This window comes from Kribbella sp. NPDC051770 (assembly GCF_040681455.1).
GTDB lineage: Bacteria > Actinomycetota > Actinomycetes > Propionibacteriales > Kribbellaceae > Kribbella.
The window spans coordinates 493611-517609 of sequence record NZ_JBFAYT010000005.1 but is presented as its reverse complement, the minus strand read 5'-3'; the positions used below and the strand labels follow the sequence as shown (position 1 = coordinate 517609).

The following is a 23999-nucleotide window of genomic DNA, read 5'->3' as shown; positions in this document are numbered from 1 at the left end:
GTCAGGTCCTCCTGGTCAGGGCGAGCTGGACGACGTCGAGGTAACCGCTGCGGAAGCCGGCTTCGGAGTACGCGAGGTAGAACTCCCACATCCGGCGGAAGACGTGGTCGAAGCCGAGGGCGTCGACGGCCGGCGCCTGCGCGGTGAAGCGGTCCCGCCACAACCGCAACGTCCGGGCGTAGTCGGGGCCGAACGCGAGCCGGTCGACGACGGCGAGGTTGCCGGCCGAGCGGTCGATCGCCGGCTCGGACGGGATCAGGCCGCCGGGGAAGATGTACTTGTGGATCCAGCCCTGCGCGTGCCGGGTCGCCTGCAGCCGGTCGTCGGGCATCGTGATCGCCTGCAGACCGAACCGCCCGCCCGGGACGAGCAGGCGGTCGACGGTCGCGAAGTACTCCGGCCAATAGCGCTCGCCGACCGCCTCGATCATCTCCACGCTCACCACCGCGTCGTACCGGCCCTCCACGTCGCGGTAGTCGCGCAGCTCGACCGTCGCCTCGACGCCCGCCTCCGCGATCCGCTTGCGGGCCAGGTCGCGCTGCTCGGTGGACAGCGTCACCGAGGTGACGGTCGCGCCGCGGCGCGCGGCCTGGATCGCGAGCTGTCCCCAGCCGGTGCCGATCTCCAGCACGTGCGAACCGTGCTGGACCCCGGCCAGGTCGAGGACGTTGTCGATCTTGCGGACCTGGGCCTGCTCGAGGTCGTCGGTGCCGTCGAAGAGTGCTGACGAGTACGACATCGTCGGGTCGAGGAAGGTCGCGAAGAGGTCGTTGGAGAGGTCGTAGTGGCGGGCGATGTTCGAGCGGGCGCCCTGGCGGTCGTTCAGCTCGGCGCTGGGCATCCGCTGCTCGATCAGCTTGCGGAAGCGCTGCAGTGTGGGCGGGACGAGGGTGCTGAGTTTGCGGGCGAAGACGGTGAGCAGCTCGGCGAGGTCGGTGCCGGGGGCGGCGCGCCAGTCGCCGGCCAGGTAGGACTCGCCGAAGCCGATCTTCAGGTCGGCGCCGATCCGGTGGAAGAACGCGTCGGAGACGATCTCCATTGTCGGGCCGCCGCGGCCGAGCCGGCGGCCGTCGGGGAGGGCGACCTCGACCTCGAGGTCCCGGACGGCGCCGCGCAGGATCTGCCGGGCGGCAGCCGCCCGCAGCGGGCTTCGGGGGGCCTGGGCGACGTCGGGCCAGCGCTCGGCATCGACGGCTTCCGGCGGCGCGGCCGCGGGGGTGGCGTTCATCGGGCGACTCCTTCCGGTGGGACGTGCGGGCGGCGGTGGACCACCGGTAACCGGCGCAGCCACAGCCACACTCCATGGACCCGGATCAGGGTTGCGATCTGGTGGGTGACGAAGGGGTGGCGCGCGACCGTCGCGAGAACAGCGCGCCGCCCGGCCGGCCGCGGCCGCCCCGTGAAGGCCGCGGAGAAGACCCGCCGGTCCTGCCGGTGCAGATCGATCGCGACCGCCACCTGATCGGGGGTGACGCGCAGCGTCACGTCGTACCGGCCGTCGACGGTGAAGAACGGGGAGACGTAGAACTCCTTGTCCAGGCTGAACCGGCCGGCGGTGGCGAGCTGGGCGTGGCGTTCGCCGTACGTGTTGTGGATCTCGAGGACGACGCAGCGCAGGTCGCCGGCGGCGGTCAGGCACCAGAAGACCGTCAGCGGGTCGAAGACGTAGCCGAACGTGCGCGCGTTGGCCAGCATCACGACCCGGTCGTCCGGCGCGAGCTGTACGCCGTGGGCCGCGGTGAAGCGCGCGACGTTCTCGCGGATCGAGCGCTGCCCGTCGCCGAGGTGGTCGGACGCGCGGAACGACCCGAGCCAGCCGCGGCGCGGGAGATCGGTGACGTCGACCAGCCACTGGTACGTGCGGTAGCGGAACCGGTGCCGCTTCGGCACCCGGCGCGAGTGGCTGACGTGGCCCGGGACGATCGCGGGCAGGAGGGGAAGCGCTACCACTCGACCCCCAGCCGAGCGGCCGCCTCGACGCCGGAGCGGCAGCCGTCCTCGTGGAACCCCCAGCCCAGGTGTGCGCCCGCGAACGCGAGCCGCGGCCCGCCGGCGTCCTTCAGCTTCGCGCCCGCGGCCACGGACTCCGGGGTGAAGACCGGGTGCGCGTACGTCATCCGGCTGGTCACCTTGCCCGGGTCGACCCAGCCGTCGGGGTTGAGGGTGACCAGGTGCTCGTCGGCGGAGTCCAGGCCCTGCAGGCGGTTCATCCAGTAGCTGACGAGGACCTGCGGCTGGTCGGTGTGGCAGTCGCGCATCCGGTAGTTCCAGGACGACCGGGCCCGGCGTACGGCGGGGAGGACGGAGGTGTCGGTGTGCAGCCAGGTCGGGTTCACCGAGTAGCGGAACGCGCCGAGCAGCGCCTTCTCCTCCGGCGTCGCGTCGCCGAGCAGGTCGAGCGTCGTGTCGGCGTGGGTGGCCAGGACGACGCGGTCGAACTCGTGCGTCGCGTCCTGGGTGATCACCTCGACGCCGTCGTCGTGGCGCAGGACCGAGCGGACGGGAGTGTTGGTGCGCACGTCGCCGATGCGGGCGACCACCTGGTCGACGTACGTGCCGGAACCGCCCTCGACCGTGCGCCAGGTGGGGGAGCCGCCGACGGTGAGCATGCCGTGGTGGTCGAGGAAGCGGAACAGGTAGCGCGCGGGGTAGCGGCCGGCATCGGCGGTGCCCGAGGACCAGACGCAGGCGACCAGCGGGACGGCGAAGTGCCGGACGAAGTACGGCGAGAAGCGCTTCTGCTGCAGGAACCCGGCCCAGGTGAGGGTGTCGTCGCCGCTGTTCAGGACCGCGCGCGCTTCACGGTGGAAGCGGGGGACCTCGGCGAGCATCCGGACGAAGCGCGGGTCGGCGAGGCGGCGCGGCTGGCTGACGATCGACGCGGCGCCGCGGCCGCCGGCGTACTCGAGACCACAGCCGTCGCAGTGCACGCTCATGCTCATCTCGGTCGGCCGGGTGCGGATGCCGAGCTCGGCGAAGAGTTTGAGCAGGTACGGGTAGGTGCGCTCGTTGTGCACGATGAAGCCGGTGTCGACCCGGTGCCGGGCGCCGGCCGAGTCGGTGACGTCGTGGGTGTGCGCGTGGCCGCCGGGCCGGACGTCCGCCTCGAAGAGGGTGACCCGACCCGTCCGGCCCAGCAGGTACGCCGCGGTCAGCCCGGCGACGCCGGATCCGACGACCGCCACTGTCTCGGGTTGACCGTTCATGGTTCGAGCCTTCCGGGTGCATAAGTTTTGAACAACTTCAGCGCTGCTCGCGGAAGGTCTTCGAAACTGCCCGGTGCCCAGATGGGTCTCGCCACATGATGAGCGGGTCGTCTCAAATACTGAAAGAATACCCAATTGATCGGTTTTCTTTGCTTTCATGGTCGGACCGCAGGCCTCCCGGTGCCCCCCGAGCTAGGTCCGAACGACAGATCGCGATTCCGCCCCGAGTCGCCCGCACCTGAAGGTCACCACTGTGAGGAACAACTTCCGCCGTACCCACTTCACGGCTGCCGCCGTCGCTGTGCTGGCCGTCGTGGCCGGCTGCTCCCGCGCCGACGGGGGAGAGCAGCCGGTCGCCGCCACCGACAAGGGCCCGGCCGCCGAGCTGCGGCTCGGGTACTTCCCGAACGTCACGCACGCCGCCGCGCTGGTCGGCCTGGACCAGAACCTGTTCGGCAAGGAGCTCGGCAGCACCAAACTGGTGCCGACCAAGTTCAACGCCGGCCCGGAGGCGGTCGGCGCGTTGCTCGGCGGCTCGCTGGACGCGTCGTTCATCGGCTCCGGCCCGGCGATCAACGCCTACGCCAAGTCCAGCGGGTCCGCCGTACGGCTGATCGCCGGTGCGACCTCGGGCGGTGCGCAGCTGGTCGTGAAGCCGGCCATCACCAAGCCCGAGGACCTGGTCGGCAAGACCGTCGTCACGCCGCAGCTGGGCAACACCCAGGACGTGTCGCTGAAGAAGTGGCTGGCCGAGAAGAACCTGACCGGCAAGGTCAAGGTCACCAACCTGGAGAACGCGCAGACGCTGGACGCGTTCAAGAAGGGCGACGTCGACGCGGCCTGGCTGCCTGAGCCCTGGTCGTCGCGGCTGGTGCTCGACGCCGGCGCGAAGGTGCTGCTCGACGAGGCCTCGCTGTGGCCCGACGGGAAGTTCCCGACCACCGTGCTGATCGTCCGGACCCAGTTCCTGCAGGAGCACCCGCAGACCGTGAAGGCGCTGCTCACCGGACTGGTCGCGGCGATCGACTTCAGTACGAAGGACGAGGCCGCCGCGAAGAAGGTCGTCAACGACCAGCTGCTCGAGCTGACCGGCAAGGCGCTGAAGCCGGCCGTGATCGACCGGGCCTTCGACAACATCACGATCACCGCTGACCCGGTCGCGGCGCAGTTCCCGCAGCTCGCCAAGGACCAGGTCACGGCCGCGATCGCGAAGGAAGCGCCGAGTGTCGCCGGGTTCGCCGACCTCGGGCCGCTCAACGAGGTGCTGGAGAAGGCTGGGCAGCCGGCCGTCGACGCCGCCGGGCTCGACGCCAAGTAACCGTTTCCGAGGGGGGAAGCACGATGACTGCAACGATCGAGACCAGGCGGGTGGCGGTGGCTCCTGTGCAGTTCCACGGGGTCGGCAAGAGCTTCGGGTCCGGGGGAAAGGCTGTGGTCGCGCTCGACCAGGTCGATCTCTCGGTGGCGCCGGGGGAGTTCGTTTGTCTGCTGGGTGCGTCGGGGTGCGGCAAGACGACGTTGCTCAACCTTGTCGCTGGGCTGGACCAGCCGACCAGTGGGCGGATCGAGCTGAACTCTTCGCGGCCGGCGGTGGTGTTCCAGGAGGCTGCGTTGATGCCTTGGCTGACGGCCGCGGGGAATGTCGAGCTGCCGTTGCGGATGGCCGGCGTTGGTAAGGCTGCGCGGCGGGCCACTGCTGCTGAGCTGCTCGAGCTGGTTCGGCTGGGTGGGGTCGGGGACAAGCGGCCGCACGAGCTGTCGGGTGGGATGCGACAGCGGGTTGCGCTTGCTCGGGCTTTGGCTTCTACGACTGATCACACCGGCGCCGGGGCCGGGAAGCCTTCGTTGTTGCTGATGGACGAGCCGTTCTCGGCGCTGGATGCGATCACGCGGGATGTGTTGCAGGGGGAGTTGCTGCGGATCTGGCGGGCCACCGGGACGGCGATCCTGTTCGTGACGCACGACGTACGGGAGGCTGTGCGGTTGGGGCAGCGGGTGGTGTTGTTGTCGTCGCGGCCCGGGCGGGTTGTGCAGGAGTGGGACGTGGACGGGATTGCCGACGAGGCGCGGGCGGTCGACGAGGTCAACGCCGCGCTGCGGAAGGTGATCAGCAGCCATGCCGCCTGAGCTGACGCAGGTCCGGGCGGGATCGGTCGAGGCGGGGCTGGACGCCCTCGACACTCCCGTCGACACCTCGCGGGAGACGATCGCGCGGCGGATCGTCGTCCGGGTGCTGCCGCCGATCGGCGCGATCGCCGTGTTCGTGCTGATCTGGCAGGTGCTCTGGGCCGCGGCGTTCTGGCCCGAGTTCAAGCTGCCCGCGCCGGCCGACGTCGGGGCGCAGATCTGGCAGCTGGTCACCTCCGGCGACATCCTCGGGCTGTTCTGGACGTCGGTGCACCGGGCGGTGATCGGGTTCGCGATCTCGCTGCTGATCGCCGTACCGCTCGGGTTGGCGATCGCCAACATCACCGTCGTACGGCGTGGGGTCGGCCCGCTGGTCTCCGGCCTGCAGAGCCTGCCTTCGGTGGCCTGGGTGCCGGCGGCGATCCTCTGGTTCGGGCTGAACGACCGGGCGATCTACTGGGTCGTCCTGCTCGGCGCCGTCCCGTCGATCGCGAACGGCCTCGTCTCCGGGCTCGACCAGGTGCCACCGATCCTGCCGCGGGTCGGCAAGGCGCTCGGCGCCGGGCGCTGGGGCGGGATCCGCTACATCCTGCTGCCCGCGGCGCTGCCCGGATTCCTCGGCGGGCTCAAGCAGGGCTGGGCGTTCTCGTGGCGGTCGCTGATGGCCGCCGAGCTGATCGCGACCTCGCCCGATCTCGGCGAAGGGCTCGGGCAGTACCTGCACAACGCGATGTCGCTGTCCGACATCTCGATGGTGTTCGCCGGGATCCTGCTGATCTTCGTGGTCGGCGTCGGGATCGAGCTCGCGGTCTTCCGGCCGCTGGAGAACTCGGTGCTGCGGGCCCGCGGCCTGACCCAGGGGAGGAGATGAACCGATTCAGCTGCTGAAACAGCTGTCCGGATGCTGAAATCCAGGCATCTTGGCTGACTTTGTCTGCTTTCCTGGATCGCATGCAGACGATCGCGAACGCGCCCGGAGACGCCCTCACGCGTCGCCGGCACGTCGACCTGCTCCGCGTGAACTCCGCCTGCTGTTGACCTTCGGCGCACTCTCCACCCCCTCGTCCTCTCCTCCGCCCGAAGGAGCAGTTCCGTGCGTCGTCTCATCCTCATCGCCCTGCTCGGATCCGTCGCCCAACTCGTCGACGGCACCCTCGGAATGGCCTACGGCGTCACCGCCACCACGGCCCTCCTGATCACCGGCATCACCCCCGCGGTCGCCTCGGCCGCCGTACACCTCAGTGAAGTCGGGACGACGCTCGCCTCCGGGCTGTCGCACTGGCGGTTCGGGAACGTCGACTGGCGCGTCGTCGCGCTGATCGGCGTCCCCGGTGGTGCCGGGGCGTTCGCCGGAGCGACGTTCCTGTCGAGCCTGTCCACCGAGTCGGCGTCGCTGTGGGTCGCGGCGCTGCTGATCCTGCTCGGCGTCTACATCCTGGCCCGGTTCGCGATGGGCAAGATCCGGGTCGTCATCGAAGGCCGCGTCGGCGGCAAGTTCCTCGGCCCGCTCGGCCTGATCGCCGGCTTCGTCGACGCGACCGGCGGCGGAGGCTGGGGCCCGGTCGCGACCTCGGCGCTGCTCGGCAGCGGGAAGCTGGCGCCGCGCAAGACGGTCGGGTCGGTCAACGCCGCGGAGTTCATCGTCTCGGTCGCGGCGAGCCTGGGCTTCCTGTTCGGGCTGGGCGGCGAGAACATCCCGTACGGGATCGTCGCGGCGCTGCTGGTCGGCGGCGTGATCGCGGCGCCGTTCGCGGCCTGGCTCGTGTCGCGGCTGGCGACGCGGTGGCTGGGGGTGGGGGTCGGGCTGGTGCTGATCCTGACCAACGCTCGGACGCTCATGAAGGGGCTGGAGGTCGGGACGGCGGGGCGGTTCACGGCGTACGGCGTATTGGTGGTGCTGTGGGCGGGCGTCGTCACCTACGGCCTCCGACGGGCGCGAGCTGCTGCTCCTGAGGAGAAGGAGCTGGAAACCGTAACCAGCTAGCCGCGCCGCCGCTCTCGCTTGCTGGGAATCGCGCCGTACTGTGGAGACGTGCGATATCTGCCGTTCCTGATCAGCCTGGCCCTGACCGTCTACGCGCTGTTCTCCTGCATCCAGACGCGTACCGAGGACGTCCCCTACCTGCCCAAACTGGTGTGGCTCGTCCTGATCGTCTTCGTCCCGTTCGCGGGCCCGATCGTCTGGCTACTCCTGTCCAGGAACGCCCGCCGCCCCGAGCCGCCTACCCGGCGGGCGCCGTCGGCTTCCCGCCCGGTGGCGCCGGACGACGACCCAGACTTCCTTGCGACCTTGGAACGCTACCGAGACCCCCGCATGGGCGGCTCCGCGCCACCACCTCCGGCTGACCCTGAGCCGGAGGACAAAACCCCCAAAGACCCGCCGAAGAAGAAGCCGTCGAAGGACCCCGGCAAACAAGCCCCCACAGAATCCGACGACGGCAAGAACTAGCAGACGTGCCCCTCGAGGCCGCCTTTGATGCGGCCGAGAGGGCGCGCTCTGGCTGAGGCCCCGCCGGCCGGAAGGCGGGGATATACAGAGCCGGGTTCTACGTCGGCAGGTGCGGGCCGCAGCAACCGGCAGGCGAAGCCCGCGCAACCGGTAGGTGGAGCCCGCAGCAGCTGGTAGGAGCAGACCGCGGCAGTCGGCAGGTGCAGCCGAAGCAACCGGCAGGTGCAGCCCGCAGCAGCTGCTGGGCGCAGCCAGCAGCAGCCGGGCAAGCACAGCCCACCTCTGCCAAGGCCCGTGACTCCCTCGCCTTTTGTCGGCCGCAGCGATCTCAGCCCTTGCGGTCTGTTCGGCCGCATGGTCGCCGGGCTCAGCGGGGCACCCTGTCGGTCGAACACCAGTACGGCGTACTGAACCGAGTACGTGGGCAGCAACCGGGACAGCTGGAGCGGGAGCGAACGCACCAGAGTGGAGGGCTCAAAGCCCTTGGCAGGCTGGGGTTTCGCTTCCGCCGGCCGCTCCCTTGGGCGCGCAACAACACAGAGCGCGCGCCCAAGGGAGGCCGGTGCTGGAGTTTGAAGGGCAACCTCCGGCGAAACGGACTGCCGGGGTTGGGTCCGGGCGCGAATCAGCCCGGAAGACACGGGGTGGTGCTCACCCGGGGGCCTTAGGCGGACTTCCTGTGCTCGGCGAGGACGACGTTGTTGTCCCGCTCGGACTCCGTGGTGCCGCCCCACACGCCGTACGGTTCTCCGACGGACAGTGCGTGCTGGCGGCACTCGGGCTGGACCGGGCAGGTTCCGCAGAGTGACTTCGCCACCATCTCGCGCGCGCGTTTGCGGACGCCACGCTCCGATTCGGGGGAGAAGAACAGCTCCGGGTTGACGTCGCGGCAAGCGGCTTGCGACTGCCAGTCCCACAGATCCATGAGCGGGCGGGGTAGGCGAGGCATCCCTCTCGACATGGCAACCTCCTTGACTCACCGTGAGCGCGGACGGGCGCTCGGTGAAAACTATGCTCAACTCATGCGTAGTTCAACCCTTGTCGTCTCGAACTTCGGTCGATTCGTTATCGGCCCTTGGCGATTTCCCCCGGATCGCGACCTGAAACAGGCATGATGAGCGCCGTGCGACCCGCCTCCGAGACCCTCACCGTCGGGGCCGCGGCGCGCCGTCTGGGGATCGCGGCGCCGACGCTGCGCAGCTGGGAACGGCGGTACGGGCTGAGCCCGAGCGCCCGCAGTACAGGCGGTCACCGCCGGTACGACGCGGAGGACCTCGCGCGTCTGCGCGCGATGCTCCGGCTGGTCGACCAGGGGGTCCCGACGGCCGAGGCGGCCGCCGAGGTCCGGGACCGGACCTACCCGGTCCCGTCACCGGCTGTGACTTCCGCCACGTCGGTTGCCGCAGGCCCGCAGAAGGCTGCCACGGCAACATTCCAGCCGCCGCCGAGGGCCCGGCGCGAGCCGGCCAAACCCCCGGCGGACCTGTTCTCGCTGGCGAACGCGATGGACTCCGAGCGGCTGACCCACGAAGTTGCCCGCAGCCTCGACCGGTCGGGCGCGGTCGAGGCCTGGACGAGTCGGCTGATGCCGCTGCTGGTCGAGGTCGGCGACCAGTGGGAGCGGACCGGCGCCTGCGTCGAGGTCGAGCACCTGGCGTCCGACGCGGTCGCGGGCGGGCTGCGGTACCACACGCGTCGCGCGGTCGAGCGGAACCGGCCCGACGAGGAGGAGCGTCCCGTCGTCCTGGCCTGTCTCGAGCGAGAGGACCACGCGCTGCCGCTGCTGGCCGTCGCGGCGGCGCTCGCCGAGCGGCGGGTCAAGGTGCGGACGCTCGGGGCGGCGACTCCGGTCGCGTCGCTGTCCGACGCCGTACGCCGGATCAGGCCGGCCGCGGTGTTCGTCTGGGCGAGCACGCCGGAGACGGCCGATCTCACGGCGCTGCGGACGCTGGCGCGCACGCGGCCGTCGTACTCGCTGGTGGTGGGTGGACCGGGCTGGCAGGCGGTCGGGAAGCCGTCGGGTTGGGTGAACTCGCTCGCGGACGCGGTGAACGCGCTGGTGACCGCGGTCCGGCCCGGCTAGACGATCGTCGCGCCGAGGATCGCCGCGGCGAGACCGAGGCCGAGGTTCAGTGCCGCGTTGAGGGCTGCGGCCGTCCGCTGACCGCCCCGTGCGAGCTGGAGCGTCTCGGCGGCGAACGTGCTGTACGTCGTGAACGCGCCGCAGAAGCCGACGCCGATCAGGAGCGTCGCGGTGTGGCCGGTGACGCCGGTCATCAGGCCGAGCACGAAGCTGCCGAGCACGTTGACGGTCAGCGTGCCCCACGGGAACGGCTTGGCGCCGTGCAGGATGCGGGCGACGACGTGGCGGTCGACGAGGAAGCGCAGTGGTGCGCCGACGGCGGCGCCGAGGGCGACGAGGAGGAGGTTCATCGCGCCACCCGGTCGCCGGCCCAGACCGCGACGAGTGCGGCGGCGAGGGTGCCGAAGAAGTAGACCAGGGCAACGACCGCGTGGTCGGGGAGCAGACGGTCGGTGTCGACGGCGAAGGTCGAGAAGGTGGTGAAGCCGCCGAGGATGCCGGTGCCGAGGAAGGGGCGCAGGAGTGGATGCGTTCGCGGGGTGATCCGGGCGAGCAGTACGCCGATCAGGAAGCAGCCGAGGACGTTCGTGACGAACGTTGCCCAGGGGAAGCCGCCTGGTTGGTGCGGCCAGGCCTCGGCGAGCCCGTAGCGGGCGAGCGAGCCGACGACACCGCCGGCGGCGATGACCGCGAGTACTTGGACAAGCGGTAGATCTTTGTTCACTCGGCCTCGTACCGGTAGTACTCGTGGGCTCCGTGGGCGACGTCCGCGGTGCCGGTCAGCGCGCGGATCATCATGCTGTGGGTGATCGCGAGGACCGGGCCGTCGGTGCTCGCGGTGTGGCGGGCGAGCGCCGCGAGGGCTCGGGTGCGGAGGGCGGACAGCGGCTCCCACGGGCGCGGGATGCCGTCGGGCCACTCGCCGCCGTACTCGTCGAGCTCGGCCTGGGCAGCGCGGACGTCGGCGACGCCGCGCCAGGTGCCGGTGCTGTTCGGCAGCCAGTCGCGCAGGTCGTAGTCGACCTTCACGCCGAGCGCCAGCCGGTGCCCGATGATCGCCGCGCTCTGCAAGGCCCGCGTGTACGGCGAACTGACGAGGTACGTCGCCCCGATCCCGCTGAGCAGGTCAGCGAGCGCCTCGGCCTGCTTGATGCCCTCGGCGCTGAGCGGCGCCGAGTCGGCCGCCGTACCGGGCCAGCCGTGGCCGTCCATCGGTGAGTAGTCCGGTGCCCCGTGGCGCACCAGGTAGATCTGGATCACGAGCCTGTTCTACCTGACTCGGCAGCTTCTCGTCGCGTACGGCGTGCCCTCACCGCAGATGCCGCGCGCCCGACCAGCCGCGTGCGTGCCCACCGGGCTCGGCGGGTGCGCTGGGCGGCCGTACGGCGTGCTGGACGCCGAACAGCTCGTCGAGCGCGGATCGCTCGTCCTCGTCTGCTGTCGGGTAGTCCAACCCGGCGAGGCGGGGGAGTGAGCTGGTCTCGGGCCCACGGAAGTCGTCGAGAGCATCCGCGCCGACCCTGGGGACCGGGTTGTGGAAGTCCTCCAGCGGCCGCGTCCCGCGCTCGCTGAGCCGCGGGGCCGGGGTGTGGAGTTCCTCGACCGGTCGCGCGCCGCGTTCGCCGAGAGGTGGCCTGGTGTTGAGCTCCGGCGTGGCGGGCTCCGTCCAGCCCTCCAGCCAGTGGACCTCCGTCGCGCCGTGGTGACCGTGCACGGCGAGGACCGAGTCGAGGTCCGGCCAGACCGCGGTCGCCGGGTTGTTGCCTCGCCACCGCAACGCCACCGAGCCGTCGGTGAAGACGCAGCCTTCGGCGACCACACCGGTCCCGCTGACGCCGCTGAGGTCGCGGTGCCGGACCAGCTCGAACGTCCGCGGCATCACCAGCCCGCTCCGCGCCGGTACCCACCCTGCCGAACCAGATCACCGAGCGGACTCGCCACCGTACTTCGACCCCTTAGACGCCTCGACATGTTGTTGCGACCCTCAACGACTTACCTCCCGTCGTGGTTACTGCCGGGGAAGCCTGATCTCAGCTCGTGGCCGCATCCGTCTCACGCCGCATGAACACACGCTCGGCGGGTTTCAGCCCGAGCGCGCTCTCCTCGGCGCGGATCGCCAGCAGGCCCGGTGTCAGCTCGTCCTCGCCGAGCTCGCGGAAGCCCAGACGGGCGTAGTACGGCGCGTTCCAGGCGACGTCGCGGAAGGTGCTCAGGGTGAGAGCCGGGAGCTGTTGATCGCGCGCGAACTGATCGACGGCGTCCATCAACGCGCGGCCGTGGCCCTGGCGCTGGTGCGTCGGATGCACGCTGATCTGCTCGACGTGCGCGGCACCGTCGACGAGCTTCGCGAGGACGAAGCCGACCGGCTCGCCGACGGGATCGACGGCGGTCCAGGCGCGCCCGGCGCGCTGGTAGGCGCGCAGAATGTGCAGCGGTGGCGGTGCGTGGTCGGCGATGTCGGTCATGCCGATCTCGCGGAAGAGGACGCCCGCGGCGGTCTCGATCGACTGGAGCGTGGGGAGGTCGCCGGGGAGGGCGAGTCGGACGGTCATGCGAGGAGAAAACCACGCGGACGAGCGCCGAGGCCACGGGGTTCCAGCCGTAGCGGTGGGGCGGGCGAGCAGGCGGGCGGAGAGCGCGCTCCGGCCACTCCGGCGTGGGGTGCTACCCTCTGTCACGTGAAGCGTTGCTATTGGCGGTTTTTTGAGTGGCCGGCCCTGGTGCCGGGTGACTCAGCCGATCGCTGACGCCCCGACGCAACACCCCAGAGCCGGCACGAGGCAAGGACATCCGTCCTTGCCTTTTCTCATGTCAGCCGGCACTGGCTTCGGGTTCGGTCGCCGGCGGAAAGGTCTCCCCGTGATGAACACCCTCCCTCCGCAGCACGAACAGCAGGACCGGCAGCAGGCAGGTCCGTCCCCGGTCGTCGATCGCCGGATCGAGAAGACGGTCCCGCTGGTGACGCCGCAGGCGCTGCACGCCGAGCTGCCGCTGACCGACGACCTGGCCAAGCGCGTCGTCGAGGGCCGGGACGCCGTCGCCGACGTCCTGAACGGCACCGACGACCGGCTGCTGGTCGTCGTCGGCCCGTGCTCGGTGCACGACGCCGACGCCGCGCTCGAGTACGCCGAGCGCCTGCGCCCGGTCGCCGAGCGGCTCTCCGACGGCCTGCTGGTGGTGATGCGGGTGTACTTCGAGAAGCCGCGCTCCACGCTCGGCTGGAAGGGCCTGATCAACGACCCGGGCCTGGACGGCTCCGGCGACGTGAACTCCGGGCTCCGGATCGCCCGCAAGCTGCTGCTCGAGGTGCTCGCGCAGGGGCTGCCGGTCGGTTGCGAGTTCCTCGACCCGATCACGCCGCAGTACATCGCCGACACCGTCGGCTGGGGCGCGATCGGCGCCCGCACGGTCGAGTCGCAGGTGCACCGGCAGCTGTCGTCGGGCCTGTCGATGCCGATCGGGATGAAGAACCGCCCCGACGGCAGCATCGCGACCGCCGTCGACGCGATCAAGGCGGCCGCCGTGCCGCACGTCTTCACCGGTATCGCGCACGACGGCACGCCCGCGATCCTGCACACCCGCGGCAACCCGGACTGCCACCTGGTGTTGCGCGGCTCCGACGCCGGCCCGAACTACGACGCCGAGTCGGTCGCCGGCGCGCAGGAACTGCTCCGTACGGCGGGCCTGCCGGAGCGCGTCGTGATCGACGCCAGCCACGGGAACTCCCGCAAGGACCACCGCCGCCAGCCGCAGGTCGCGGCCGAGATCGGCGCGCAGGTGGCCGCGGGCAACAAGGCGGTCGTCGGCGTGATGCTGGAGTCGTTCCTGGTCGAGGGCCGGCAGAACCTGGAGCCGGGCGCGGAGCTGACCTACGGCCAGTCGATCACCGACGCGTGCCTGGGCTGGGACACCACCGAGCAGGTGCTCGAGGGTCTGCGCGACGCCGTACTGGCGAGGCGCCAGGCCGGCTGACCGGCGTTCGCCGCGGCTCGTCGCAGGCGCCGCGGCGGGCCGGAACGGTGATCCGCGCAACTTCTCCCGGGTTCTCCGCATCGAGCGTGTGTCGGCAACGATGCCGGCACCATTCGGAGGGGAAACATCGTGCGGATCACCAAGAGGGCAGTGGCAGGCATCGCGGCACTGGGGCTGGCTGGGGGTGGCGGCGTGCTGCTGATGTCGTCCGCGGACGCGGCGGAGCCGCAGCCGCCGGCGGCGTCGCGTGACGCCGGTGGAGCGATCCCGAACGCCAAGGGCGCGGTGACCAACTGGCACCTCGGCAAGGGCAGCGTGTACGGCGACAACCTCGGCCCGGGCATGGTCGAGTGGTTCACCACGGTCTACAACGGGTCGGTGCACGAGATCGGGCTGGACGCGAACCTGAAGAACCAGCTGGCCAACGGCAAGGGCACCGCCGTGACGCTCGCGCCGAAGGCGATCGAGAAGATCGGCGGCTCGTTCGCGGCGAACAAGACCACGGTCGGCGAGCTGAAGCTGCCGGGCGCCGGCACCTACCTGGTCAACACGCAGGCCAAGTTCGACCGCAAGGACGCCGGGTCGACGGGGTACGAGACACCGACCACCGACACCTACCCGAGCCTGGTCGTCCGGTACGGCGCCGACAAGGACGCCGGCACCATCATGGGCAGCCCGGTCTCGAAGGCCGGTTTCGTCGAGCTCACCGGATCGAGCACCGCCACGGTGACGGTCGACGGCCCGACGACGCTGAACGTCTACGGCTTCGGGTACAACGAGGACCGCAGCGCGTTCGGCGGCGGTCAGATCACCGTCGAGGGTCAGGTCACCGCCGTCCGGATCGGCTGATCTCGGCAGGCGCCGCCGGAGGTACTCCGACGGCGCCACGCCGTACCGGGTCTTGAAGACGCGGGTGAAGTGGCTGCCGTCGGTGAAGTGCCAGCGGGCGGCCAGTTCCGAGACCGTGCTGGCGCCGGCGACCAGCTCGTCGTGGGCGTGCTCGAGGCGCCGGCGGCGGACGTAGCCCATCACGGACTCGTCGCCGTCGGCGAACGCCCGGTAGAGGGTGCGGACGGAGACGTTCAGCAGCCGGGCCAGGAAGGTGGACGACAGGTCGGGATCCAGCAGGCGGGACTCGGCCAGCCGCCGCGCGGCGTCGGCGAGCGCGGGGAGGAACGCGGGCTCGTCGGCGACAATGTTGCGCTGGGCAAGGACTCCCTTGAGCAGCTCGGCCAGGGCATGGCGGGCGTGCCGGAGGCCGGTGTCGCTGAAGTCGTCGGCGCTCTCGGTCACCAGCGCCATGTACGACGTGAGCAGGCGCGCCTCGGGGGAGTTGCGGGGGCCGACGAACGCGCGGTCGCCGAGCGAGCGGAACTCGTCGGCAGGGAGCGTGAGCACGTCGGACCTGGTGCCGGGGGCGATCCCGAAGCGCCAGGGGCGGTCGTTGGAGCGGACGCACAGGTCGCCGGGGGCCAGGCTGAAGGTATTGCCGCGGCCGCCGAACGTCCAGCCGCCGGTCGCCGGCAGGTGCACGACGATCAGTTCCTCGTGGTGCCGGAAGTGCCCGCCGGTGAAGCCGGTGATGGTTTCGCTGTACACGTCCTCGATCACCGCGTCCGCGACCTCGGTGTGCTTGATCCGGACCCGGTAGTCGGCGGCCGCGCGGGTCAGCTCGACGGGCGGTAGCGGGATGACGCCCGCGGACTGCGCGGCCCAGCCGCGTTCCAGGACGTCGACCGGGTCGCCGGATCGAAGCGAGACCGCCAGGTCCAGCTCGACCTGCCGCACAGAAGCCCCCACAGGTCGAGTATCACCCGCCGTACGCCGCAAGCCCGTCACCACGGCGAAAACCTGTCAGGCACGCACGTACCGGCCGGACTGGCAACGGGATCCAAGACCGCCGTACTCGGGCGGCCCTAGCGTCGGAGGCACATCTCCTCCGGACGAGAAATGCGTGGAACCATGTCACTGCCTTACAACACCAATCCCGCCGGGCTGCACGTGCCGGCCGGCACCGGCGTCCAGCGGTGGTTCGCCGGCGACTTGTACGAGGTGCTGCTCAGCGGCCCGCAGACCAACGGACTGCTGGGGATCGTCGAAGCCTCGGTACCGCCCGGTGGTGGTCCGGTCCCGCACTACCACCCGGGGTCGGCCGAGACGTTCTACCTGCTCGACGGCGAGCTGGAGTTCCTCAACGGTGACGACACGTTCACGGCGGGTCGCGGTGACGTCGTCCACATCCCAGCCAACACCGTGCACCGCTTCCACAACGGCGGGCTCCACGAGGCCAAGATGCTGTTCCTGTACACCGCGGCCGGCCCCGAAGGGCTGTGGGTGGCCACTGGCGACGAGCCCGAACCCGGCGTACCGGTGCCGCCGTGGGGGCCGGAGCGGTGGACGCCCGAGGTGCTCGAGGCGGGGGCCCGCTACGGTCACCTGACCCCCTGAGCCGACGGGTGAACTTCACCACCCGGTGCTGAACCGTTCACTCTCCGGGACGGGGACGTCCCGACCATGCAGCCATGCCTGAGATCTCCCGCCGTTTCGTCCTGGGGTCCGCCGCTGGTGGAGCAGCCCTGTCGCTGCTGCCGCCGTCCCTGCACACCGCGATGGCGCAGCCGTTGCGCAAGGGCGGCCTGAACGCCGTCGAGCACGTGATCGTGCTGATGCAGGAGAACCGCTCCTTCGACCACTACTACGGCACGCTCCGCGGTGTTCGCGGGTACGGCGACCGCCGGCCGCTGCGGCTGCGCAACGGCAAGTCGGTGTTCCACCAGCCGGTCGCGGGCGGCGGCGAGGTGCTGCCGTTCTCGGTCCGGGAGGCGGCCGCCGCCGAGGGCCGTGCCGCGAGCGACATCCAGTACCTGGGGGCGCTCGCGCACGGCTTCGGCGACGCCACCCAGGCCTGGGGCAACGGCTGGAACGACGACTGGGTCGCGGCCAAGACGGCCGCCACGATGACGCACTACGAGCGCCGCGACATCCCGCTGCAGTACGAGCTCGCCGAGACCTTCACGATCTGCGACGCCTACCACTGCTCGGTGAACGGCTCCACCAACCCGAACCGCAACTACCTGTGGTCCGGCACCACCGGCTACGAGCCCGGTACGGCGAACCGCGCGGTCACCAACGCGGCGTACGACTACGCGCACCCGGGCTACGACTGGACGGCGTACCCGGAACGGCTGGAGAAGGCCGGCGTCTCCTGGCAGATCTACCAGGAGTGGGACAACTTCACCGACAACGCGGTCGAGTACTTCCAGACCTTCAAGGAGATCGGCCGCCGCATCCTGGCCTCCGTGCCGGGCGGCTACCGGACCACCGAGGAGTTCTACGACAAGCTCTTCGCCAAGACCCCGGCCGAGCGGGCGACCGCGCTGCAGCAGCTCGACGCCGCGGTGAAGCTGCTGCCGAAGAAGGAGCAGAAGCTCTTCCGGCAGGCGATGTTCCGCTCCGAGCCGGAGTCGCTCGTCCCGCGGCTGCGCGCCGACATCAAGGCCGGGACGCTGCCGAAGGTGAGCTGGCTGGTCCCGTCGGCGGTCGACTCCGAGCACCCGGGTTCGTCGACGCCGGCCGGCAGCGCGAACCTGGTCTACGACGTCCTCGACGCGATCGCCGAGGACCCGGAGGTCTGGTCGAGGACCGTGCTGCTGATCAACTTCGACGAGAACGACGGGTACTTCGACCACGTGCCGCCGCCGGTCGCGCCGCGGCCGGAGTCCGGCGACGACGACGACTGGTTCGCCGGCCGCCCGATCGGGCTCGGACCGCGGGTGCCGATGACGGTGGTGTCGCCGTGGACGGTCGGTGGGCACGTGAACTCGCAGGTCTTCGACCACACCTCGGTGCTGCGCTTCCTGGAGACCTGGACCGGGGTCAGGGAGCCGAACATCAGCAGCTGGCGGCGTACGGCGTGCGGAGACCTGACCTCGGCGTTCGACTTCGATCGGGGCTACCGGCAACCGTCGGTCGACAAGCCGGGCGCCGTACCGGCGCCGATCGCGCGCTGGAAGCCGAAGCCGCCCGTCGACCAGGCGCTGTCGCTCCAGGAGCCGGGGCAGCGTCCGGCGCGGGCGCTCCCGTACCAGCCCTCGGTCTCCGGGATGGTTGCCGGCGGCATCCTGAAGCTGCGGCTGAACAACGACGGGGACGCGCCGGTGCACTTCGCGATCTACCCGTACGCCGGTGAGCTGGACGCGCCGCAGCACCTCGACGTCCGCACCACCAAGGCGCTCCCGATCGAGGTCGACGGCCCGTTCGAGATCGCCGTCCAGGGCCCGAACCGGTTCTGGGCCGAGCTGGCCGGCACCACCGGCGGCCTCGCGGCCGGTCTCGACGTCCGGCTCTCATTTGCCAACGGCAACGTTCAGGTCGAGCTGGAGAACCACGGCACCAAACCGCTGACGGTCAAGCTCAAGTCGCTCGGCTACGGCAGCCGCACGATCAGCCAGGACGTCCGCGGCAAGCAGACCCGCTCGCTCACCTGGCCCACCGACAAGGGCTGGTACGACGTGGAGCTCACCACTGCCGAGGACACGACGTACCGCCGTCGCTTCACCGGCCACGTCGAGACCGGCAAGCCGAGCGTCACCGGCTAGGGCTTGGCCGGACAGCCGCACGACTCCCGGTGGATGATCTCCGCCGGGAGTCGCACGGTCTGCGGCGGTGCGTCGGGGTCGTGCATGCGCCGCAGCAGCAGCTGGACGGCGCGGGCGCCGATCGCGGTGGACGGCTGGGCGACGGTGGTCAGCCCCGGGCTGAAGAGATCGGCCCACGCGAAGTCGTCGAACGCGGCGACGGCGAGGTCGCGCGGGACCTTGATGCCGGCGGCCTTCAGCGCGGCCAAGGTGCCGATCGTCATGTTGTTGTTCGCCGCAAACACCGCCGTCGGGGGATCGGGGAGGTCGAGCAGCGCGAAGGTGCCCTTGCGGCCGCCGTCGCTGGTGGACGCGCCGTCGACGATCAGCGCCGGGTCGACGGCCAGGCCCGCGCGCTGGTGGGCGAGGTGGTAGCCGCGCAGGCGTTCGGCGCTGGTCGACAGCCCGGGGATGCCCGCGACCAGGCCGATCCGGCGGTGGCCGCGCGAGATCAGGTGGTCGACGATCGCCGCGGTCGACGCCTCGTTCTCGACGCCGACCTGGTCGACGCGGAGCTCGGGGTCGATCCGGTCGACCACGACGTACGGGACCGGTCGGTCGCGGAGCAGCGGGAGGGTCAGGTCGCGCCAGCCGTCCGCGGGTGCGATCACCAGGCCCTCGACGTGGTGGGCGAGCAGGTTCGCGATCGCTACCGACTCGTGCCGGGCGTCGTCGCGGGTGTCGACGATGATCAGGTTCAGCCCGGCCCGGGTGGCCTCGCCGTCGATGCCCTGGATCAGCTCCACCCAGTACGGGTTGGAGGCGGCGGTCAGCGCCAGGCCGATGGTCCGGTTCGAGCCGGCGGCCAGCGAGCGGGCGATCGGGTGGTGCTCGTAGCCGAGCACGCGCATCGCGCGGACCACCCGCTCGCGGGTCTTCGGTGCGACCAGGCGGGTCCCGTTGACGACGTGCGAGACCGTGCTGACCGACACTCCGGCGGCCTGCGCGACCTCGGTCATCGTGACCATCGGTCGAATCGTCGTCGCTCAGCGTGCTTTGCGCAAGCCTTTGCGCAAAGCCTGCGACCAGTGCGCGGACAGGTCTAGCTTCGCGGTTCAAACCCGCCCGTTCCGATCCCCTGGAGGGCCGATGTCCCGCTCCAGCACGCCGCTGGCCGTACTCGCCGCCACCGCCCTGCTCGCCACCACCGCCTGTACGGCGACCAAGTCCGGCAGCGATTCCGGAGCCGAGAGCTCCGGCCCGGTCAAGATCGGCCTGGTCACCAAGACCGACACCAACCCGTACTTCGTGAAGCTGCGCGAGTCGGCCAAGGCGCACGCCGCGACCAAGGACGCCGAGGTGATCGCGGTGGCCGGCAAGTTCGACGGCGACAACGAGGGCCAGGTCGCCGCGATCGAGAACCTGGTCCAGCAGGGCGTCAAGGGCATCCTGATCACGCCCAGCAACTCGACCGGCATCCTCGGCGCGCTGAAGCAGGCCAAGGAGAAGGGCGTCCTGGTGATCGCGCTCGACACCGAGACCGACCCGAAGGAGGCCGTCGACGCGACGTACGCGACGAACAACGTCACCGCCGGGGAGCTGCAGGGCAAGTACATCAAGGCGACGCTGGGCCAGACCGCGCCGAAGCTGCTGCTGATGGACGGTACGCCGGGCGGCACCGTCGACGAGCAGCGGCACCGCGGGTTCCTGCAGGGGATGGGCCTGAAGGACGGCGCGCCGGAGATCCTCGGCGCCGCGCCGACCAACGGCGACCAGAACAAGGCGCAGGCCGCGATGGAGAACCTGCTCCAGCGCGACGCGTCGGTGAACGCCGTCTACACGCTGAACGAGCCGGCCGCGCGTGGTGCCGTCGCGGCACTGACCGCGAAGGGGCTGGCCGGGAAGGTCGCCGTCGGGTCGATCGACGGCGGGTGCCAGGGCGTCGCCGACGTGAAGGCCGGCAAGTACCTGGCGACGGTGATGCAGTTCCCGAAGAAGATGGCCGAGCAGGGCGTCGACGCGGTCGTTGCCTTCAGCAAGGACGGGACGAAACCGAGCGGGTTCCAGGACACCGGCGCGCAGCTGATCACCGACAAGCCGCTGCCGGGCCTGGACAGCAAGGACACCGCGTGGGGCGCCCAGAATTGCTGGGGATGAGATGAGTACGCCGGCAACCGTCAGCCGCAACCGCACGGCTGAAGCGTTCCTGCACAACCCCGCGCTCGGTCCGCTCGGCGCGCTGGTCGTCGCGATCGTCGTCTTCTCGGTGACGACCAGCACGTTCCTGTCGGTCGACAACCTCTCGCTCGTCGTCCAGCAGTCGCTGGTGGTCGCGACGCTCGCGCTCGGGCAGACGCTGATCGTGCTGACCAGCGGGATCGACCTCGCCAACGCGGCGATCATGGTGCTCGGCACGATGCTGTTCGCCCGGCTGGTGACTGAGGGGAGCAGCCCGGTGCTCGCGCTGGTCATCGGGTTCTTGGTCTGCGCGGTGCTCGGTGGGGTGTCGGGTGGGTTGGTGACGTGGCTGAACCTGCCACCGTTCATCGTGACGCTGGGCATGCTCACCGTCGTACTGGCGGTCGGGCGGCTGTACTCGCAGGGGAACTCCTGGCCAGTGACGGACCCGGTGCTCGGGGTGCTCGGGGACGGCGGGTACCTGTTCGGGCAGATCCGGGTGACGCACGGGATGACGCTGGCCGTGGTGATGTTCCTGGTCGTCTGGTACGCGTTGACCAAGACGGCGTGGGGACAGCATGTGTATGCCCTGGGCAACGACCCTGAGGCGGCCCGGCTGACCGGGATCCATGTCGGGCGGACGCGGTTCAGCGTCTATCTGATCGCTGGGGTGATCTATGCGTTCGCCGCTTGGCAGGCACTCGGGCGGATTCCGAACGCCGATCCGAATGCTTTCCAGACCGGGAACCTGGACAGCATCACGGCGGTGGTGATCGGTGGGACGAGTCTGTTCGGTGGGCGGGGGAGTGTGCTGGGGACGGTGGTCGGGGCGCTGATCGTGGCCGTGCTGCGGAGCGGGTTGACGCAGGCCGGGATCGACAGCTTGTACCAGGATGTGGCGACCGGCGTACTGGTGATTGCGGCTGTTGCCTTCGATCAGTTGGCTCGACGGAGGTCGCGATGAGCACGCCGGCGCTGCAGGCTCGTGGGCTGGTCAAGCGCTACGGGCGGGTGACGGCGCTCGACGGCGCCGACTTCGACCTGTACGCCGGAGAGGTGCTGGCGGTCGTCGGCGACAACGGCGCCGGGAAGTCGAGCTTGATCAAGGCGCTGTCCGGGGCGCTGGTTCCTGATGAAGGGACGATTCTGCTCGACGGGGAGGAGACGCGGTTCCACTCGCCGCTGGACGCCCGGCCGGCGGGGATAGAGACCGTCCACCAGACGCTGGCGCTGGCGCCGGCGATGGACATCGCTTCCAATCTGTTCCTGGGGCGCGAACTGCGTCGGGCTGGGCCTGTCGGCCGTTTGTTCAGGCTGCTCGACAAGGCGACGATGCGCCGCCAGGCCCAGGAACAGCTCGATGCCCTCGGCATCGAGACGGTGCAGCACATCGGGCAGATCGTCGAGACGCTGTCGGGTGGTCAGCGGCAGGCTGTCGCGGTCGCTCGGGCGGCGATGTTCGGGAGCCGGATGGTGATCATGGACGAACCGACGGCCGCGCTTGGGGTGAAGGAGTCTGGTTTGGTTCTCGATCTCATTCGGAGGATCCGGGACCGGGGGTTGCCGGTGGTGCTGATCAGCCACGACATGCCCCAGGTCTTCGAGCTCGCCGACCGTATTCATGTTCATCGCTTGGGGCGCCGGGTCGCGGTGGTTCGGCCGGATCAGGCGACGATGAGTCAGGTCGTCTCGCTCATGACTGGCGCCCTCCGCCCAGGAGACCCGGACGCGCCCCCTGAGGCGGGCACGCATGCGGCCGACCCGGCCGCCAGTGGCTGAGGCCGCACCGGCCGGGAAGAACGAGGGGTATGCCCTTGCCTGATCCACACCACCGGCGTCCCCCTCTCTTCAGCCCGGCGCGGGAGTTTGTCCCAGCTGGAGGGCTCAGGTGGCTGGGCCCTCCAGTCTGCGCTGGATTTCTTCGATGTCTTCCCGGGTGAGTTGGCCGAGGATGCGGGCGGCGGAGACGACGGCGAGGGTGTTGTCCTGGTCTGCTGGTTCGGGGTCGGTCTGTTCGTCGACGAAGGGCCAGGAGGCGACGGCGGACAGCATCTCCTCGCGGTCGACGAAGCCGGCGGCGTACAGCTCGAGGTAGCCGCGCAGGGACGGGGTGGTCTCGATGTTCGGTTCGTCCATGCGAGGCTCCTGGTCAGCGGGCGATCGGCGCGGTCCGGGCGGCGGTGACGGTGATCAGGTCGGCCGGCGACAGGCCGATGTCGAGGCCGCGGCGGCCGCCGGAGACGTAGACCGTGGGATGCGTGGTGGCGGAGGCGTCGACCACCGTCGGCAGCGCGCGCTTCTGGCCGACCGGGCTGATGCCGCCGACGACGTACCCGGTGGTGCGCTCGGCGGCGGCCGGGTCGGCCATCACCGCCTTCTTGCCGTCGAGGGCGGCGGCGACGGCCTTCAGGTCGAGCTGCTTGTCGACCGGTACGACGCCGACCGCGAGCTTGCCGTCGACCTCGACGAGCAGCGTCTTGAAGACCTGTTCGGGATCGAGCCCGAGCGCCTCGGCGGCCTCCAGGCCGTACGACTTCGCGGCCGGGTCGTGCTCGTAGGCGTGCGTGGTGAACGGCAACCCGGCCTTGGTCAGCGCGACGGTCGCGGGGGTGCCTGCGGAGGGTTTCGTCTTCGCCACCCTCCGAGCCTAAGGGAAACAGTGGAGAACGAGCCTCAGGCTGACCGGCCGAGGGAAGCGGCGAAGGCCGCAGCCGACCGCGCCAGGGTAGGAGCAGCGCGGGGCCTCAGGCTGACCGCGGGACCAGCCGGACGCAGCAGTGGTCGGGCGCGGGATGGAGCTCGGCCGACACCGCGGCCTCCGGGTGGGCCGCCGCGATGCCCTCGACCAGGTGAAGCGTCATCGTGCAGACCAGCGACCCGTGCTCTCGCGCCAGCGCGCGGAACGGGCAGTTCGACAGCGCGATCACCGGACCGTCCACGTGCGGCTCGAAGCCCTGTCCGGCCAGCGCCTCGGCGATCGTGGCACCGGGGGCGGCCGAGCCGAAGGCGTGCGCGCGCCGGCCGAGCGCCTCGCGCGGCGTACTGCCGGATTCCTCGGCGTCGGTGATCGCGCCGGCCAGCAGGTGCCCGGCGACGGCGTACTGGCGTTCGGGCAGTGAGATCTGGATCTCGTTCTCCGAGCGCTTGTAGAGCTTCGCGGGCCGCCCGGCGCCCGGTCCGGTGCGGCCGGTACGGCGCTCGTAGACGACCGTCAGCAGGCCCTCGGTGGCGAGCCGGTCCAGGTGGAAGGCAGCGGTGTTGCGCGGCAGCGCGAGGGCGCCGGCCGCGTCGTCGCGGCTGATCGGCGCGGCGGCCGCGGCGACGTACTCGTAGAGACGCCGCCGGGTCGGTTCGTCGAGGGCGGCGACGGCTTGCAGGTTGGCCTGTCGGTCCACGGGATGATTCTA

The 23999-nt window shown here is 70.7% G+C and carries 28 protein-coding genes and 1 pseudogene; 15 read left to right on the top strand and 14 right to left on the bottom strand.

Going from position 1 to position 23999, the window contains the following annotated elements; all coding sequences use genetic code 11:
* Position 1 precedes the first annotated feature (1 nt).
* Genes AB0M01_RS20145 through AB0M01_RS20135 form a run of 3 tightly spaced genes read right to left on the bottom strand, consistent with a single transcriptional unit; the run spans position 2 to position 3206 of the window.
* Positions 2-1228, bottom strand: coding sequence for a cyclopropane-fatty-acyl-phospholipid synthase family protein (locus AB0M01_RS20145; protein WP_363671516.1), 1227 nt, complete (start codon positions 1226-1228; stop codon positions 2-4).
* The gene (locus AB0M01_RS20140; RefSeq protein ID WP_363671514.1) at positions 1225-1890 is read right to left on the bottom strand and encodes a DUF1365 domain-containing protein; all 666 of its coding nucleotides are present in this window, start codon (positions 1888-1890) and stop codon (positions 1225-1227) included. Before AB0M01_RS20140 ends, AB0M01_RS20145 begins: the two co-directional genes overlap by 4 nt.
* Positions 1891-1943: 53 nt before the next feature.
* Positions 1944-3206, bottom strand: a complete 1263-nt coding sequence (locus AB0M01_RS20135; RefSeq protein ID WP_363671512.1) for an FAD-dependent oxidoreductase — start codon at positions 3204-3206, stop codon at positions 1944-1946.
* Between the two features lie 253 nt (positions 3207-3459).
* Here AB0M01_RS20135 and AB0M01_RS20130 point away from each other — a divergent pair, with 253 nt between their 5' ends.
* The 6 genes from AB0M01_RS20130 to AB0M01_RS20105 all read left to right on the top strand — a co-directional run bounded on the left by AB0M01_RS20130 (position 3460) and on the right by AB0M01_RS20105 (position 7782).
* Positions 3460-4524 (top strand): ABC transporter substrate-binding protein, encoded by a 1065-nt coding sequence (locus tag AB0M01_RS20130; RefSeq protein WP_363671510.1) that lies wholly within the window; start codon positions 3460-3462, stop codon positions 4522-4524.
* Between the two features lie 23 nt (positions 4525-4547).
* Positions 4548-5333, top strand: coding sequence for an ABC transporter ATP-binding protein (locus AB0M01_RS20125; RefSeq protein WP_363671508.1), 786 nt, complete (start codon positions 4548-4550; stop codon positions 5331-5333).
* Positions 5323-6204, top strand: coding sequence for an ABC transporter permease (locus tag AB0M01_RS20120; protein ID WP_363671506.1), 882 nt, complete (start codon positions 5323-5325; stop codon positions 6202-6204). Before AB0M01_RS20125 ends, AB0M01_RS20120 begins: the two co-directional genes overlap by 11 nt.
* Before the next feature lie 80 nt (positions 6205-6284).
* Complete coding sequence (locus tag AB0M01_RS20115; RefSeq protein ID WP_363671599.1) at positions 6285-6371, top strand: putative leader peptide; 87 nt, start codon at positions 6285-6287, stop codon at positions 6369-6371.
* A 55-nt stretch (positions 6372-6426) separates the two neighbouring features.
* Positions 6427-7317: a sulfite exporter TauE/SafE family protein gene (locus AB0M01_RS20110; RefSeq protein ID WP_363671504.1), complete on the top strand. Its 891-nt coding sequence runs from the start codon at positions 6427-6429 to the stop codon at positions 7315-7317.
* Positions 7318-7365: 48 nt separating this feature from the next.
* Positions 7366-7782, top strand: a complete 417-nt coding sequence (locus AB0M01_RS20105; RefSeq protein ID WP_363671503.1) for a PLD nuclease N-terminal domain-containing protein — start codon at positions 7366-7368, stop codon at positions 7780-7782.
* A gap of 664 nt (positions 7783-8446) precedes the next feature.
* Here AB0M01_RS20105 and AB0M01_RS20100 read toward each other — a convergent pair.
* Positions 8447-8707, bottom strand: coding sequence for a WhiB family transcriptional regulator (locus tag AB0M01_RS20100; RefSeq protein ID WP_344168677.1), 261 nt, complete (start codon positions 8705-8707; stop codon positions 8447-8449).
* A gap of 198 nt (positions 8708-8905) precedes the next feature.
* Here AB0M01_RS20100 and AB0M01_RS20095 point away from each other — a divergent pair, with 198 nt between their 5' ends.
* Complete coding sequence (locus tag AB0M01_RS20095; RefSeq protein WP_363671501.1) at positions 8906-9865, top strand: MerR family transcriptional regulator; 960 nt, start codon at positions 8906-8908, stop codon at positions 9863-9865.
* Here AB0M01_RS20095 and crcB read toward each other — a convergent pair.
* The 5 genes from crcB to AB0M01_RS20070 form a co-directional block, all read right to left on the bottom strand.
* Positions 9862-10215 carry a fluoride efflux transporter CrcB gene (gene crcB, locus AB0M01_RS20090; RefSeq protein WP_363671499.1) on the bottom strand — a complete coding sequence of 118 codons (354 nt, stop codon included), beginning with the start codon at positions 10213-10215 and terminating at the stop codon, positions 9862-9864. The two genes, AB0M01_RS20095 and crcB, sit on opposite strands and share 4 nt — an antisense overlap.
* Positions 10212-10589 (bottom strand): CrcB family protein, encoded by a 378-nt coding sequence (locus AB0M01_RS20085; RefSeq protein ID WP_363671497.1) that lies wholly within the window; start codon positions 10587-10589, stop codon positions 10212-10214. The genes crcB and AB0M01_RS20085 overlap by 4 nt, the downstream gene beginning before the upstream one ends.
* Positions 10586-11125, bottom strand: a complete 540-nt coding sequence (locus AB0M01_RS20080) for a histidine phosphatase family protein (RefSeq protein WP_363671495.1) — start codon at positions 11123-11125, stop codon at positions 10586-10588. Before AB0M01_RS20080 ends, AB0M01_RS20085 begins: the two co-directional genes overlap by 4 nt.
* Before the next feature lie 49 nt (positions 11126-11174).
* The gene (locus AB0M01_RS20075) at positions 11175-11744 is read right to left on the bottom strand and encodes a hypothetical protein (protein ID WP_363671598.1); all 570 of its coding nucleotides are present in this window, start codon (positions 11742-11744) and stop codon (positions 11175-11177) included.
* A gap of 151 nt (positions 11745-11895) precedes the next feature.
* Complete coding sequence (locus AB0M01_RS20070) at positions 11896-12417, bottom strand: GNAT family N-acetyltransferase (RefSeq protein ID WP_363671493.1); 522 nt, start codon at positions 12415-12417, stop codon at positions 11896-11898.
* Positions 12418-12727: 310 nt separating this feature from the next.
* On the opposite strand from AB0M01_RS20070, the gene AB0M01_RS20065 reads away from it, so the two are divergent.
* Together AB0M01_RS20065 and AB0M01_RS20060 are read left to right on the top strand one after the other, a co-directional pair.
* Positions 12728-13837, top strand: a complete 1110-nt coding sequence (locus AB0M01_RS20065) for a 3-deoxy-7-phosphoheptulonate synthase (protein WP_363671491.1) — start codon at positions 12728-12730, stop codon at positions 13835-13837.
* Positions 13838-13966: 129 nt separating this feature from the next.
* The gene (locus tag AB0M01_RS20060) at positions 13967-14686 is read left to right on the top strand and encodes a hypothetical protein (protein ID WP_363671489.1); all 720 of its coding nucleotides are present in this window, start codon (positions 13967-13969) and stop codon (positions 14684-14686) included.
* Positions 14687-14713: 27 nt separating this feature from the next.
* Here AB0M01_RS20060 and AB0M01_RS20055 read toward each other — a convergent pair.
* Positions 14714-14923, bottom strand: a pseudogene (locus tag AB0M01_RS20055) (helix-turn-helix transcriptional regulator); the annotation flags it as partial.
* Here AB0M01_RS20055 and AB0M01_RS20050 point away from each other — a divergent pair.
* The 3 genes from AB0M01_RS20050 (at position 14828) to AB0M01_RS20040 (ending at position 18435) form a co-directional block, all read left to right on the top strand.
* On the top strand, positions 14828-15523 hold the full coding sequence (locus AB0M01_RS20050) for a hypothetical protein (protein ID WP_363671487.1): 696 nt from the start codon (positions 14828-14830) through the stop codon (positions 15521-15523). The pseudogene AB0M01_RS20055 and the gene AB0M01_RS20050 overlap by 96 nt on opposite strands.
* Positions 15524-15799: 276 nt before the next feature.
* Positions 15800-16285, top strand: coding sequence for a cupin domain-containing protein (locus AB0M01_RS20045; protein ID WP_363671485.1), 486 nt, complete (start codon positions 15800-15802; stop codon positions 16283-16285).
* Positions 16286-16359: 74 nt separating this feature from the next.
* Positions 16360-18435: a phosphocholine-specific phospholipase C gene (locus AB0M01_RS20040; protein ID WP_363671483.1), complete on the top strand. Its 2076-nt coding sequence runs from the start codon at positions 16360-16362 to the stop codon at positions 18433-18435.
* On the opposite strand, the gene AB0M01_RS20035 is transcribed toward AB0M01_RS20040, so the two are convergent.
* Complete coding sequence (locus AB0M01_RS20035) at positions 18432-19442, bottom strand: LacI family DNA-binding transcriptional regulator (protein WP_363671481.1); 1011 nt, start codon at positions 19440-19442, stop codon at positions 18432-18434. The two genes, AB0M01_RS20040 and AB0M01_RS20035, sit on opposite strands and share 4 nt — an antisense overlap.
* A 121-nt stretch (positions 19443-19563) precedes the next feature.
* Here AB0M01_RS20035 and AB0M01_RS20030 point away from each other — a divergent pair, with 121 nt between their 5' ends.
* The 3 genes from AB0M01_RS20030 to AB0M01_RS20020 are packed head-to-tail and all read left to right on the top strand — an operon-like array spanning position 19564 to position 22371.
* On the top strand, positions 19564-20571 hold the full coding sequence (locus AB0M01_RS20030; RefSeq protein ID WP_363671479.1) for a substrate-binding domain-containing protein: 1008 nt from the start codon (positions 19564-19566) through the stop codon (positions 20569-20571).
* 1 nt (position 20572) lies between these two features.
* Complete coding sequence (locus tag AB0M01_RS20025; RefSeq protein ID WP_363671477.1) at positions 20573-21556, top strand: ABC transporter permease; 984 nt, start codon at positions 20573-20575, stop codon at positions 21554-21556.
* Positions 21553-22371: an ATP-binding cassette domain-containing protein gene (locus tag AB0M01_RS20020; protein WP_363671475.1), complete on the top strand. Its 819-nt coding sequence runs from the start codon at positions 21553-21555 to the stop codon at positions 22369-22371. The genes AB0M01_RS20025 and AB0M01_RS20020 overlap by 4 nt, the downstream gene beginning before the upstream one ends.
* Positions 22372-22476: 105 nt before the next feature.
* On the opposite strand, the gene AB0M01_RS20015 is transcribed toward AB0M01_RS20020, so the two are convergent.
* The 3 genes from AB0M01_RS20015 to AB0M01_RS20005 all read right to left on the bottom strand — a co-directional run bounded on the left by AB0M01_RS20015 (position 22477) and on the right by AB0M01_RS20005 (position 23987).
* Positions 22477-22728, bottom strand: a complete 252-nt coding sequence (locus AB0M01_RS20015; RefSeq protein ID WP_363671473.1) for a hypothetical protein — start codon at positions 22726-22728, stop codon at positions 22477-22479.
* Positions 22729-22741: 13 nt separating this feature from the next.
* On the bottom strand, positions 22742-23230 hold the full coding sequence (gene ybaK / locus AB0M01_RS20010; RefSeq protein ID WP_363671471.1) for a Cys-tRNA(Pro) deacylase: 489 nt from the start codon (positions 23228-23230) through the stop codon (positions 22742-22744).
* A 106-nt stretch (positions 23231-23336) separates the two neighbouring features.
* Entirely contained in the window at positions 23337-23987 is a 651-nt protein-coding gene (locus AB0M01_RS20005) for a helix-turn-helix domain-containing protein (RefSeq protein WP_363671469.1), read from the bottom strand.
* Positions 23988-23999 lie beyond the last annotated feature (12 nt).